Origin of the sequence: Nocardia sp. CA-128927 (genome assembly GCF_050955855.1) — a bacterium.
In the GTDB taxonomy this organism is placed as follows: domain Bacteria; phylum Actinomycetota; class Actinomycetes; order Mycobacteriales; family Mycobacteriaceae; genus Nocardia.
In genome coordinates this window covers 3,232,647-3,245,745 of sequence record NZ_CP192087.1, presented here as the reverse complement: position 1 = coordinate 3,245,745, position 13,099 = coordinate 3,232,647, and the positions used below count along the sequence as shown (strand labels likewise).

The 13,099-nt window shown below is 67.1% G+C and carries 11 protein-coding genes; 8 read left to right on the top strand and 3 right to left on the bottom strand.

What is annotated here, in order from left to right; genetic code table 11:
• Positions 1-11 precede the first annotated feature (11 nt).
• The 5 genes from ACQPW1_RS15370 (at position 12) to ACQPW1_RS15350 (ending at position 5,219) form a co-directional block, all read left to right on the top strand.
• A complete protein-coding gene (locus tag ACQPW1_RS15370; protein ID WP_433663382.1) occupies positions 12-920 on the top strand; it encodes a TIGR01777 family oxidoreductase in 909 nt (302 codons plus the stop codon).
• Positions 917-1,453: an N-acetyltransferase family protein gene (locus ACQPW1_RS15365; RefSeq protein WP_433663381.1), complete on the top strand. Its 537-nt coding sequence runs from the start codon at positions 917-919 to the stop codon at positions 1,451-1,453. Before ACQPW1_RS15370 ends, ACQPW1_RS15365 begins: the two co-directional genes overlap by 4 nt.
• Positions 1,454-1,630: 177 nt before the next feature.
• Positions 1,631-2,362: a lipoyl(octanoyl) transferase LipB gene (gene lipB, locus ACQPW1_RS15360; protein WP_433663380.1), complete on the top strand. Its 732-nt coding sequence runs from the start codon at positions 1,631-1,633 to the stop codon at positions 2,360-2,362.
• 24 nt (positions 2,363-2,386) lie between these two features.
• Entirely contained in the window at positions 2,387-3,403 is a 1,017-nt protein-coding gene (gene lipA, locus ACQPW1_RS15355) for a lipoyl synthase (protein ID WP_433663379.1), read from the top strand.
• Between the two features lie 241 nt (positions 3,404-3,644).
• The gene (locus ACQPW1_RS15350) at positions 3,645-5,219 is read left to right on the top strand and encodes a serine hydrolase domain-containing protein (protein ID WP_433663378.1); all 1,575 of its coding nucleotides are present in this window, start codon (positions 3,645-3,647) and stop codon (positions 5,217-5,219) included.
• 164 nt (positions 5,220-5,383) lie between these two features.
• On the opposite strand, the gene ACQPW1_RS15345 is transcribed toward ACQPW1_RS15350, so the two are convergent.
• A complete protein-coding gene (locus ACQPW1_RS15345) occupies positions 5,384-6,724 on the bottom strand; it encodes an MFS transporter (RefSeq protein WP_433663377.1) in 1,341 nt (446 codons plus the stop codon).
• A 174-nt stretch (positions 6,725-6,898) separates the two neighbouring features.
• On the opposite strand from ACQPW1_RS15345, the gene ACQPW1_RS15340 reads away from it, so the two are divergent.
• A complete protein-coding gene (locus ACQPW1_RS15340; RefSeq protein ID WP_433663376.1) occupies positions 6,899-7,309 on the top strand; it encodes a RidA family protein in 411 nt (136 codons plus the stop codon).
• Positions 7,310-7,514: 205 nt separating this feature from the next.
• On the top strand, positions 7,515-9,719 hold the full coding sequence (locus ACQPW1_RS15335) for an elongation factor G-like protein EF-G2 (RefSeq protein ID WP_433665242.1): 2,205 nt from the start codon (positions 7,515-7,517) through the stop codon (positions 9,717-9,719).
• A 56-nt stretch (positions 9,720-9,775) separates the two neighbouring features.
• Here the strand turns inward: ACQPW1_RS15335 and ACQPW1_RS15330 are convergent, their stop codons facing one another.
• The gene (locus ACQPW1_RS15330; protein ID WP_433663375.1) at positions 9,776-10,618 is read right to left on the bottom strand and encodes a tyrosine-protein phosphatase; all 843 of its coding nucleotides are present in this window, start codon (positions 10,616-10,618) and stop codon (positions 9,776-9,778) included.
• A gap of 313 nt (positions 10,619-10,931) precedes the next feature.
• Positions 10,932-12,368 (bottom strand): type I glutamate--ammonia ligase, encoded by a 1,437-nt coding sequence (gene glnA / locus ACQPW1_RS15325; RefSeq protein ID WP_433663374.1) that lies wholly within the window; start codon positions 12,366-12,368, stop codon positions 10,932-10,934.
• A 251-nt stretch (positions 12,369-12,619) separates the two neighbouring features.
• On the opposite strand from glnA, the gene ACQPW1_RS15320 reads away from it, so the two are divergent.
• Positions 12,620-13,075, top strand: coding sequence for an RDD family protein (locus ACQPW1_RS15320; protein WP_433663373.1), 456 nt, complete (start codon positions 12,620-12,622; stop codon positions 13,073-13,075).
• Positions 13,076-13,099 lie beyond the last annotated feature (24 nt).

The window sequence follows — 13,099 nt, the reverse complement described above, 5'->3', positions numbered from 1 at the left end:
GTCGTGCCCACATGAAGGTCGTGATCGCCGGTTCGTCCGGGCTGATCGGGACAGCGCTCGTCGCGGCACTGCGCCGCGACGGGCACGAGGTCGCCCGCCTGGTTCGCAGGCGGGCGGCGGGGCCGGACGAATTCGCCTGGGACCCGGTCCGTGCCGAGCTGGACGACCGGGCGCTGCGCGGCGCGGACGCGGTGGTCAACCTGTGCGGCGCGAGCATCGGCCGCCGCCGCTGGAACGGCAGCTTCAAACAGGAGCTGCGAGACAGCCGGATCACCCCGACCGATGTGCTGGCCGCCGCGGTCGTCAAGGCGGGCGTGCCGACACTGTTGAATGCCAGCGGCGTGCACTTCTACGGCGGCGACACCGGCGACCGGGTGGTCGACGAAACCTCGCCCGCCGGTTCGGGTTTCCTCGGCACCCTGTGTCGCGACTGGGAGGCCGCGACCCGCCCCGCCGCCGACGCGGGCGTGCGCACGGTGCTGTTGCGCAGCGCGGTCGTGCTGTCCCGGCACGGCGGTCTACTCAGCATGCTGCACCCGCTCTACTCGCTCGGCCTCGGCGGACGCCTCGGCAGCGGACGCCAATACACGCCATGGATCTCGCTCGCCGACGAGATCGGCGCGATCGTCTTCACCCTCGGCACCGACACCCTCACCGGGCCGCTCAACGTCGTCGGCCCGGCACCGGTCACCAACGCCGAATTCAGCCGTGCGCTCGGCCGTTCCGTGCACCGGCCGACCCCGCTGGTGATCCCCGCGTTCGCGCTGCGGGCCCTCATCGGCGAGTTCGCGGAGGAGGCGATCCTGCGCGGACCGCGCGCAATTCCCACGGCCCTCGAGGAGGCGGGCTACGAGTTCCAGCACCCGACCATCGGCGCCGCACTGGCCGCGACGGCGGGCCGACCCGGAGACGATCGATGACCGACCAGCTCGACACCCGCCCCGCGACCCTCATCCGGGACGCGCACCGCGACGACCTGCCCGCGATCCTGGAGATCCACAACGCGAATATCGCCACCTCGACCGCGATCTGGGACCTGGAGCAGGTCGCCATCGACGAGCGGATCACCTGGTTCGAGACGCGCACCGCCGCGAGCCTGCCGATCCTGGTCGCCGAGATCGACGGCGCGGTCGCCGGATACGCGAGCTACGGTCCGTGGCGGCCGAAGGCGGGTTACCGCTTCACCGTGGAGAATTCGGTCTACGTCGACGAGCGGTTCCAGCGCCGCGGCATCGCGACCGCCCTGCTCACCGAGCTGCTCGACCGGGCACGGCAGTCGGGCCACGTGCACGCGGTCATCGCGGGCATCGAATCCGGCAACACCGGCTCGATCCAGCTACACGAACGCTTCGGCTTCCGGATCATCGGCGAGTTCCCCGAAGTAGGCCACAAGTTCGGCCGCTGGATGGACCTCACCCTCATGCAACTCACCCTGCCGGTGCACGCACACTAGGAACTCCCCGGCGAATCCACATTCAGTGGCACATGGTGGCGGCAAAACGCGAGAAGGCCCCGCCGTGGTGTGCCACTGAATGTGGATTCGTCGGCGGTTGGTAGACCCGCTAACCTGTGGCACTCCCCACAGAGCGCAGCTGGAATAGAAGTGCCCCTCGGGCGTACCGTCGAGCTCGTGAACGACACGCGCACCACGGCGTCCGCCCGATTCGATACGACCCCGATCGTGGTCGAGGATCTCGGACTCATCGACTACCACAGCGCCTGGGAGCTGCAGCGCACCATCGCCGCAGAGCGGGCCGAGGGCACCGGATCCGATCACCTGCTGCTGCTCGAGCACCCGTCGGTCTACACCGCGGGCCGCCGGACCGAGGCCGAGGATCTGCCCATCGACGGCAGCCCCGTGGTGGAGGTGGACCGCGGCGGCAAGATCACCTGGCACGGCCCGGGCCAGCTGGTCGGCTACCCGATCGTGCGGCTCGCCGAGCCGGTGGACGTCGTGCACTACGTGCGTCGCCTCGAGGAAGCCCTGATCACCGTCTGCACCGACCTCGGCCTGACCTGCGGCCGGATCGAGGGCCGGTCCGGTGTCTGGCTGCCCGCGACCGACGTGTTCGCCGAACGCAAGATCGCCGCGATCGGCGTGCGGGTGCAGCGCGGCGTTGCCCTGCACGGCATCTCGCTGAACTGCAACTCGGCCATGGACGGCTTCCAGGCGATCGTCCCCTGCGGCATCCGCGACGCGGGCGTCACCACGCTGTCGCGCGAGCTGGGCCGCGAGTTCACGGTGGCCGAGGCCAAGCCGCTCGTCGCCGACGCCATCGCCAGGGCGCTCAATGGCGAACTGCCGGTAACCGCCCACGATATTGCGCGCGTCACACCAACAGGAGGGGCCGCGAACGCCTGATGCGGTAGGCGTAATGTCGATCTAGTGACCTCAGCTTCAGCACCGGCAGGACGCAAACTGCTACGCATCGAGGCGCGCAACGCGGAGACCCCGATCGAGCGCAAACCTCAATGGATTCGTACCAAGGCCAAGATGGGCCCGGAGTATTCCGAGCTCAAGGGCTTGGTCAAACGCGAGGGCTTGCACACGGTGTGCGAGGAGGCGGGTTGTCCCAACATCTTCGAATGCTGGGAAGACCGTGAGGCCACCTTCCTGATCGGCGGCGAGCAGTGTACCCGTCGCTGCGACTTCTGCCAGATCGACACCGGCAAACCGGCCGCACTCGATCGGGACGAGCCGCGCCGGGTCGCCGAGAGCGTGCAGGCGATGGGCCTGCGCTACTCGACCATCACCGGCGTCGCCCGCGACGACCTGGAAGACGGCGGCGCCTGGCTCTACGCCGAAACCGTGCGCGCCATCAAGCAACTCAACCCGAACACCGGCGTCGAGCTGCTCATCCCGGACTTCAACGCCGTCCCTGATCAGCTGGCCGAGGTGTTCTCCTCGCGCCCGGAGGTGTTGGCGCACAACCTGGAAACGGTGCCGCGCATCTTCAAGCGCATCCGCCCCGCCTTCCGCTACGAGCGCTCGCTGTCGGTCCTGACCGCAGCACGTGAGGCGGGCCTGGTCACGAAGTCCAACCTGATCCTCGGCATGGGCGAGACCCCGGAAGAGGTCACCCAGGCGATGCGCGACCTGCACGAGGCGGGCTGCGACATCCTCACCATCACCCAGTACCTGCGTCCCTCCCCGCGCCACCACCCGGTGGACCGCTGGGTGAAGCCGCAGGAGTTCGTCGACCACTCGAAGATGGCCGAGGAGATCGGTTTCGCGGGCGTGATGGCCGGGCCGCTGGTCCGCTCGTCGTACCGCGCGGGTCGCCTCTACAGCCAGGCCATGGCGCACCACGGTCGCGAGATCGCGCCCGCCATGGCGCATCTAGCCGAGGGCGGCGCCGCGTCCCAGGAAGCCTCGTCCGTGCTGGCTCGCTTCGGCGGCTGACCACGGTTCGCAGACCGGGACTGCCCTCGGGCGGTCCCGGTGTGCGATCTGGGGGACGACACTCTGTCCACGATCGGCAAACGCGCCCGGTTACCCACGGCGTCTCGTGCTCCGGATGCGACCGGTGTGCGACACCATGCGGGCCAGTAGACACACCCTGTCCCGGTCGCCGGTAAACGCGCCCGGTAGCTCCGCCGATATACAGATGTGCAGATCCGTAGAACACCGGGGGGATCGAAATATGCTCGGTCGTAATAACTTCGCTCAGCTCATCCGCGCCGGTGCCGGGGCTCTCGCCGTTGCGGTGGTCACCACCGTGCTGGTCGGCTGCACACCCGATAACGAGTGCGGGTCGAAGGACAGCTGCGCCGCCATATTCCTGCCTGCGGATGCGCAGAGCAAGATCGACGAAACCGTCCGCAAGAACATCGACGCCGGCTTGATCCCCGGCGCGCTGGTCTCCATACGCGCCCCCGGTCTCGGCATGTACACCAAGGCGTACGGCGTCGCCGATCTCGCGACCGGACGTCCGATGACGATCGACGATCACGTCCGAATCGGCAGCGTCACCAAGACGTTCACCGCGACCGCGATCCTCCGGGCCGCCGACGAAGGCAAACTCTCCCTCGACGACACCCTGAGCAAATACGTCCCCGGCATACCCAACGGCGACACCATCACCCTCCGCGACCTGCTCGGCATGCGCGGCGGCGTCTGGGATCTGTTGGGCGACAACGATTTCGCCGCTCAGCTGGTGACGAAGACACCCGGCGAATGGCACGACGGCGACCGGCTGCGCGCGCTCGCCGCGCACCCTGAGAACGCGAAACCGCCACGCACCAACACCGAATACTCCAACTCCGAGTTCTTCCTGCTCGGCCTGGTGCTGGAGAAGGTGACCGGTAAGCCGGTGCACGAAGTCCTCACCGAACTCGCCCGCGCACACGGCCTCCCCGAAACCACCTACCCCGCCGACGCCACCATGCCGACGCCCGCCAGCCAGGGTTACACGTACTTCGACGAGACCGCCACGAACGTCACCGCCCGCAACACCCCGGCGATCTTCGGCGCCGCGGGCTCGATGGTGTCGACCATCTCCGACCTCGCCAGATATGCGCCCCTGCTCGCAGACGACTCCATGCTCGCCGAAGGCTCCCTGCTTAAGCCCGAAACCCTGCTGGCCAGAAAGCAATTCACCAGCGGAACCGCAGGCGGCTCCCCCTTCGAATACGGCCTCGGACTACAGCGCTTCGGCCCCTGGCTCGGTCACACCGGCGGTGTGCTCGGATACACCACCCACGTCGCCTACCTCCCGGCCCAGCGGGCAACCGTCGCGGTGGCGGTCAACCAGTACACGATCCCGCCATCCCTCCTGCGAATCAGCGCCTCCGACATCTGGGGCTCCATCGTCGAACAGCTGTTCCCCGACTCGCTCCCTGGCGACCTGCCGGCACCGCCGATCCCACCCCTGGCCCTGCCCGACTCCGCGAGCCTCACCACCCAACTCCAGCAGACCTTCGACACACAACTCCCTGCCGAGCAGAAGACGTTGCGCATCGCAGCCGACGACAAAGACCCCGAACTGATCACCAAGCTGGCGAAGGTCTACGCCGGATACCCCATGACCTTCCAGGTCGACAAGCTCACCGACCTCGACGGCACCACCCTCCTCGCCACCACAACAGTCAGCGCCCCCGACGGCAAACGTCGCATGGTGATCCCGTTCACCGCCCACGACAACACCTGGCGCCTCGACATCAGCTGGGTCTGCGAAAGCCTCCTCCTAGGCGGCGAATCCTCCCCCGCCTGCACCTGATCGCGCGGTTCGCCCAGAGCGTCCGCAACTTCGGGCTTACGGCAACGCTCCGCACCGGACAACGCCGACGTCCGTCAGCCTCAGAGGTGGAGGCCCTCGCGGCGCTCCAACCTATTCGGACCGTCAGTCGAGCGCCTCGGCATCACACTTCACATGTCCGGTGCCTATTCCGGCCTCTGCAGCGAGACCGAATCCTCCTGTGCGCCAACGCTGGTCCGTCTCCACAGCACCAGCGCACCGACAGCCGAGCCGATCATGGCGAACCCGACCACCCACAGCCCTGCGCGCTGCGTTCCGGTCCAATCCTTCAGTCCACCAGTGATATACGGGGCCGCAAAGCCGCTGATGTTGCCGATCGAGTTGATCAACGCGATGCCACCCGCCGCGGCGGCCCCGGTGAGGAAGGCGCTGGGGAGGGCCCAGAAAGTGGGCAGCGCGGCGAGAACCCCGACAGCACAGACGGTTACGGCGACCATGGCGGCGACGGGATTGCCGAGGTAGAGGGCGATCGGGATCGCCAGGCCACCGAGCAAGGCGGGCAGGGCAACGTGCCAGGGGCGTTCCCCGGTTCGGTCGCCGTGCCTGCTCCACCAGATCATCACGACGGCGCCGATGACGTACGGCACCGCGTTGATCAGTCCGCGCTGCACCACCGAGTAGTGCGTCCCGTACTGCTGCTGGAAGCCGTTGATGATCATCGGCAGGAAGAAGCCCAAAGCGTAGAGCCCGTAGACGATTCCGCCGTAGACGAGGGCGAGGCCGATGATCCTGACATCGGTGAGCGCCTTGCGCAACGTCCAGTGCTCACCCTTCTCCACCGCGGCCTGCTCGGCGGCGAGTTCGGTACTGAGCCACTGACGTTCAGCCTGGGTCAGCCAATTCGCCTGCGCCGGACTGTCGGTGAGGAAGAACCAGGTCACCACCGCGAGCAGCAGCGCGGGCACACCCTCGACGAGGAACATGAACCGCCAGCCGCTGAGACCGAACACCCCGTGCCCGTACTGGATGATCAGACTCGACATGGTCGAGCCGAGGGCCGTGGATATCGGTATGGCGACCATGAACAGCGCGACGAACTTCGCCCGCTGCTTCTGCGGGAACCAATGCGTCAGGTAGAGCAGGATGCCGGGGAAGAACCCCGCCTCCGCCACGCCGAGCGCGAATCGCAGGACGTACAGCACGGTTTCGTTGGGCACGAACGCCATCGCGGTCGCAACCACACCCCAGCTGGCCAGGATTCGGGCGATCCACCGGCGCGCCCCGAACTTGTGCAGCGCCAGATTGCTCGGCACCTCGAGCACCAGATAGCCGAGGAAGAAGATCCCGGACGCGAACCCGAACGCCGTCTCGGTGAGCCCGAGATCGGCCTTCATCCCGCTGGGTCCGGCGAACCCGATATTGACCCGATCCAGGTAGTTGACGAAATACAGCAGCCCGAGAAACGGCACCAGGCGAAGGGTGACCTTGCGCAGCGTCGCGCGCGGCACGTCAGGTGTGACAACCATGCGCGCACTGTCACCCCGGAGACACCCGCCGGTCAAGCCCCCCACCGGGGGTGCAGCCGACGATGTACCTTCGCCGACGCGGATTCGAGAGCCCCCTCGATGCACGTAATTCATAGCAGGACTGCACGATTCAGAGTCGACTCGACGCTCGGACCAGCCGTATACGCTGTGCTCATGGCGAAGATCAACGAACGGCTCACCGACATCCCCGGCGTCGCGCCCGGCTTCGGATACGCCCACGCGGTGACCACGTCGAACGGCCTCGCGTACGTGTCCGGCCAGATCGCGGTCGACGCCGACGGCAACCTGGTCGGCCCGGACGACATGGCCGCGCAGACCAGGCAGGCGCTGACCAACCTGCAGAACGTGCTGCACGCCCTCGGCGCCGACTGGACCGACCTGGTCAAGTTCACCTGGTTCGTCACCGAAACCAGCAGGTTGCCGGACCTCCGCGACGTCCGAGACGAGTTCATCCGCCCCGCGCTCGGCGACCTGCCCAACCCCGCCAGCTCACTCGTCCAGGTGGCCGGACTGTTCCGCCCGGAGTTCCTCGTCGAGGTGGAGGCCGTCGTAGCGATCGACTGATCGCGGCACGACCTGCTCTCGCGTAGCAGTCGCTGCCTTCGTCGTCGTCCCCGCTGGTACGGCTGCACCATCCGCACGGCCATAAGCCCTGATACGGACCGGACAGTCCGTGACACCGGATCTCCCGATCCGTGGACGCGCGCCGACCGCCGGTGGGAAGCTCGAAGGACCGCAGGTGTCGGGGCGCGAGGAAGCGAGACGCACAGTGGACAAGGCGAGTGGAACCGTAGGGGGCAACGGCAGAGTGGTTGCGGCCGAGCGGCCGGATCAAATTCGAAATGTGGTGCTGGTCGGGCACAGCGGGTCGGGGAAGACGACACTGGTCGAGGCGATGGCGCTGACCACGGGGACGGTGAATCGGGCGGGGCGGGTCGAGGACGGAACCTCACTCTCGGACTACGACGAGATCGAACATCGGCAGCACCGATCGGTGCAGTTGTCCGTGGTCCCGCTGGCCTGGTCGGGGATGAAGATCAATCTGCTGGATACCCCCGGATACGCGGACTTCGTCGGCGAGTTGCGCGCGGGATTGCGCGCCGCCGACGCGGCACTGTTCGTCATCTCGGCGGCCGAGGGCGCGGAAGGTGTCAGCGGTGCGACCCGCGCGCTGTGGGAAGAATGCGCGGCGGTCGGCATGCCCCGGGCGATCGTGCTCTCGCACCTGGACACCGCGCGAGCCGACTTCGAGGAGATGACCGAGACCTGCCGCACCGTCCTCGGCGGCGGCGCGTCGGAAAACGTTCTCCCACTGCATCTTCCGGTCTACGGGCCGAAGAGCGCGGACGGCCATCGCCCGGTCACCGGGCTGATCGAGCTGCTGCCGAACTGCGTGGTCGACTACTCCTCCGGGGAGCGAGTGGAAACCCGCCCGACGCCCGAGCAGCAGCCGATGCTGGAGGAGGCGCGCAACCGGCTCATCGAGGGCATCATCGCCGAAAGCGAAGACGAAACCCTGATGGACCGCTACCTCGGCGGTGCGGAAATCGACCTCGCCACCCTCGTCACCGATCTCGAACGGGCCGTGGCCCGGGGCAGTTTCCATCCCGTCCTGTTCGGCGCGCCCGCGCCGGAGGGGGCCAAGCAGGGACTGGGCACCGTCGAGCTGCTCGACCTGATCACCGGCGGCTTCCCGACCCCGTCGGAACACATCGTCTCCGCCGTCACCGCCGCGGGCGGCAACACCCGCCGCCAACTCGACTGCGATCCGGCCGGCGCGCTCGCGGCGGAGGTGATCCGCACCGCGTCGGACCCGTACGTCGGCCGGGTGTCGCTGGTCCGGGTGTTCTCCGGCACGCTGCGCGCCGACGACACGGTACACGTCTGCGGGCACGGCCTGGAGCAGCGCGGCCACGAGAGCCACGACGTGGACGAGCGGGTCGGCGCGGTCTCCTCGCCGTTCGGCAAGGGCCAGCGCCCGCTCGGCCAGGCCATCGCCGGGGACATCGCCTACGTCACCAAGCTCAGTCGCGCGGAAACCGGCGACACCCTCTCCGGCACCGACAAACCGTTGCTGATCGAGCCGTGGCTGATGCCGGATCCGTTGCTGCCCATCGCCATTACCGCGCACAGCAAGGCCGATGAGGACAAGCTCTCGCAAAGCCTGGCCCGGCTGGCCGCCGAGGATCCCGCCGTGCGACTCGAGCACAACGCGCACACGCATCAGCTGGTGCTGTGGTGTCTCGGTGAGGCGCACCGTGATGTTGCACTGGAGCGGCTACGGACCCGGTTCGGGGTGCAGGTCGACGTGGTCGATCATCAGGTCGCGCTGCGAGAAACGTTCGCGGGCAAGGCAAATGGGCGCGGCAGGCATGTGAAACAGTCCGGCGGGCACGGTCAGTACGCCGTCTGCGAGATCGAGGTCGAGCCGTTGCCCGGTGGTTCCGGCGTCGAGTTCGTGGACCGAGTGGTCGGCGGAGTTGTTCCGCGCCAGTTCATTCCGTCGGTGGAGAAGGGCGTGCGCGCGCAGGCGACGCGTGGTGTCGCGGCCGGATATCCACTGGTGGATGTTCGGGTGACGCTGTTCGACGGCAAGGCGCATTCGGTCGACTCCTCCGACGCCGCGTTCCAGACCGCGGGCGCGCTCGCGCTGCGCGAGGCCGCCGCGAGCGCGGGCGTCGCACTGCTCGAGCCGATCGCCGAAGTCTGGGTGGTCGTCTCCGACGACTACGTCGGGCCGGTCCTGAGCGACCTGTCCAGCCGCCGCGGTCGCGTCCTCGGCACCGAACCGCACGGCGTCGGCCGGACCCGAATCCACGCCGAGGTACCGGAACTCGAACTCAGCCGCTACGCCATCGATCTGCGTTCGCTCTCGCACGGCACCGGCGACTTCACCCGCTCGTACACCCGCCATGAGCAGATGCCGGGCCAACTCGCCGCCGCGCTGCGCGATCAGGCGAAAAAGCATTCCTAGCAACGACATCAGGCCCATCCACGGGGAAGTGAATGGGCCCGAGCATCTTTCATCGCTTAGGTGACCAGGTTCTTACGCAGCTTCAAGATGGTGCCCGCGTTCAGGCCGAGCCCCTTGGTGAGGAACTTGCCGAGATCGCCGTAGTCCTGCTCCATCTTGCGGACCGCGGCATCCAAGTACGCGGTCCGGACTTCCTGCAGCGGGATGAGCAGATCGGGGTTCTGCATCAGACCCGCCTGCTGCACCTGCTGCCGCAGTGCGGCGTCGGCGGCGGCGCGATACTGGTTGGACAGCAGATAGTCCTGCCGCGCAGTACCTTCCGGCACGCCGACCGCCCGCAGCAGCACGTACGTCAGCCAGCCGGTGCGATCCTTGCCCGCGGTGCAGTGGTACAGGGTGGCCTTGTCGGTGTTGGCCAGATCCTTCAGCGTCTGCCCGAACGCGGTCCGTGACTCCTGACGGCTGATGAACGTGGTGTACATGTTCAGCATGATCTGTTCGGCCTTGCCGTTGCCGAGCGCCGCCTCCTGCTTCTGCGGATCGCGGGTCTGGATCACGGCCAGCATCTGCTGGAACAGCCCCGTGTCGTCGATCGGCCGGGCCACCGCCTGCGCGCCCGGAATCGCTCTATCCGCACCGGCGAACTGGATCTCGCCCGGTGTGCGCAGATCGATCACGGTCTTCACCTTCAGACCCGCGAGCTTCTGCACATCCGCGTCGGTCAGCTTCTCCAGCGAGTCCGACCGAATCGCCTTGCCCGACTTGGTCTTCTCACCGTCGTAGGTCCGATATCCGCCGATATCACGGGTATTCACCGCGCCTTGCAAATCGATCTTCCCACTGGCCACCGCCAACTCCGCTTCGGGCTGCGCGGTCGCGAGAGGTGGAGCGGTCGTCATCGTCACGGCGAATATCGCCAAAGCAGCAGTTATCAATGAAATTAACGAAATCTTCATGACGCCGGACCCTAGAACCTGTTTCAGTCAGGTATCGGCGTTCGCCCCCATCCCGCCGCATCTGCCCCGCTCACCGGAACATACTCGGCAGTCAACGAGATTCCCCCTGGACACCCCGCCCGATCGCCGTACCCTCCACGCCGAACCCGCGTTCCCGCGCAGCGTACGGCGTCGACGAACCCTACCCCGCAACGGGCAACGGCCCACCCGCGGATCGCGGATGGGCCGTTGCCGAACGACTCGATGTACGAACGACTTACACGTCGTAGTACAGCTCGAATTCGTAGGGGTGCGGGCGCAGGTTCACGGGGGCGATTTCCTGCTCGCGCTTGATGCTGATCCAGGTCTCGATCAGGTCGTCGGTGAAGACGTTGCCCTCGGTCAGGTAGTCGTGATCCTGCTCGAGGCGGTCGATGACCGTGGCCAGGCTGGTGGGGGCCTGCGGGATGTTCTTGGCCTCCTCCGGCGGGAGCTCGTAGAGGTCCTTGTCGACCGGGGCCAGCGGCTCGATCTTGTTCTTGATGCCGTCCAGGCCGGCCATCATCATGGCGGCGAAGGCCAGGTACGGGTTGCCCGAGGAGTCCGGCGCGCGGAACTCGATGCGCTTGGCCTTCGGGTTGTTGCCGGTCACCGGGATACGCACGGCCGCAGAGCGGTTGCGCTGCGAGTACACCAGGTTGATCGGTGCCTCGTAGCCCGGAACCAGGCGGTGGTAGGAGTTCACGGTCGGGTTGGTGAACGCCAGCAGCGACGGCGCGTGGTGCAGGATGCCGCCGATGTAGTGGCGCGCCAGATCCGACAGACCACCGTAGCCCGCCTCGTCGTGGAACAGCGGCTTGCCGTCCTTCCACAGCGACTGGTGCACGTGCATGCCCGAGCCGTTGTCACCGAAGAGCGGCTTCGGCATAAACGTGACGGACTTGCCTTCTTGCCACGCGGTGTTCTTCACGATGTACTTGAACAGCTGCAGGTCGTCGGCCGCGCCGAGCAGCGTGCCGAACTTGTAGTTGATCTCGGCCTGACCGGCGGTGCCGACCTCGTGGTGGCCGCGCTCGAGCTCGAAGCCCGCGTTCTGCAGGTTGGTCGAGATCTTGTCGCGCAGGTCGACGTAGTGGTCGTACGGGGCAACCGGGAAGTAACCACCCTTGTTGCGAACCTTGTAGCCGAGGTTCGGGGTGCCGTCCGGGTTGGTCTTCGCGCCGGTGTTCCAGGAACCCGAGACCGAGTCGATCTCGTAGAAGGCGCCGTTCATCTTCGAGTCGTAGCGGATCGAGTCGAAGATGTAGAACTCCGCCTCCGCACCGAAGTACGCGGTGTCGGCGATACCCGTCGAGCGCAGGTACTCCTCGGCCTTACGCGCGATGTTGCGCGGGTCGCGGCTGTAGGCCTCGCGGGTGAACGGGTCGTGCACGAAGAAGTTCAGGTTCAGCGTCTTGGCGGCGCGGAACGGGTCCAGGCGCGCGGTGCTGAAGTCGGGCAGCAGCAGCATGTCCGACTCGTCGATCGACTGGAAGCCACGGACGGAAGAGCCGTCGAACGCTAGCCCTTCCTCTGCGAGATCGGTCGTGAAGGCCTTCGCCGGGATCGAGAAGTGCTGCTGAACGCCGGGAAGGTCGCTGAAGCGGATGTCGACGTATTCGACTTCTTCATCAGCGAGGTATTTGATGACCTCGTCGGCCGTGCTGAACGTCACTTGTTCTCCTTACGGATCGGTTCCCAGCGAGTGTCGATTGCATGGGTTCGTCGCGTCCAGACGCTATGGACGCGGTGTTTCCCGGCAGTCAAGTTTGTGTTTCGCCAGTGTTACACGTACGGCTGGCCGGGTGACTAGGCCCACCCGGGCTCGAACAGCATGCTAATCCTGCCATCCGTGCCGATGCGCGCTGACGTGAACTCCCCTTATGCGGTGCCGGGCGGCCGGTCGGCCCCGCATATTGTGGGGGCATGGCACGCATGACGGGATCGTGGCTCTCCGGCCCTTCGGAGGGCGCAGGGGATTCGGCAACCCCCGAGTTCCCCGGCGAACATCTGGGACTGCCGAAGTCCGGTGCGGGCTCGCTGTCCGGGATGGCGCGACGGATCGCCGCCCTGTTCGTGGACTGGTTGATCGCGCTCGGCATCGCGGCGCTGATCATGCGCGGCGGGTCGGCGTCCAGCCTGACCTTGTTGATCTGGTTCGTGATCGGGGTCGCCGCGGTGACGCTGTTCGGGTTCACGCCGGGGCAGTACTTCCTGCGGCTGCGGACCGTGCGGATCGACGCGCCGGTGACCGTTGGTTTCGTGCGGGCGCTGGCCAGGCAGGCGCTGCTGGTGTTCGTGGTGCCCGCGTTGTTCACCGACGCCGACGGTCGTGGCATGCATGACCGGGCGACCGGGACCGCGCTCGTTCACTCTCGCTGACACCTGAACGCCGGTTACGCTCCG

What these genes read in the sequence shown, in the direction of transcription:
- ACQPW1_RS15370 (WP_433663382.1), top strand. Translation starts at nt 12, where the DNA reads ATGAAGGTCGTGATCGCCGGTTCGTCCGGGCTGATCGGGACAGCGCTC.
- ACQPW1_RS15365 (WP_433663381.1), top strand. Translation starts at nt 917, where the DNA reads ATGACCGACCAGCTCGACACCCGCCCCGCGACCCTCATCCGGGACGCG.
- ACQPW1_RS15350 (WP_433663378.1), top strand. Translation starts at nt 3,645, where the DNA reads ATGCTCGGTCGTAATAACTTCGCTCAGCTCATCCGCGCCGGTGCCGGG.
- ACQPW1_RS15345 (WP_433663377.1), bottom strand. Translation starts at nt 6,724, where the DNA reads ATGGTTGTCACACCTGACGTGCCGCGCGCGACGCTGCGCAAGGTCACC.
- ACQPW1_RS15340 (WP_433663376.1), top strand. Translation starts at nt 6,899, where the DNA reads ATGGCGAAGATCAACGAACGGCTCACCGACATCCCCGGCGTCGCGCCC.
- ACQPW1_RS15330 (WP_433663375.1), bottom strand. Translation starts at nt 10,618, where the DNA reads ATGACGACCGCTCCACCTCTCGCGACCGCGCAGCCCGAAGCGGAGTTG.
- ACQPW1_RS15320 (WP_433663373.1), top strand. Translation starts at nt 12,620, where the DNA reads ATGGCACGCATGACGGGATCGTGGCTCTCCGGCCCTTCGGAGGGCGCA.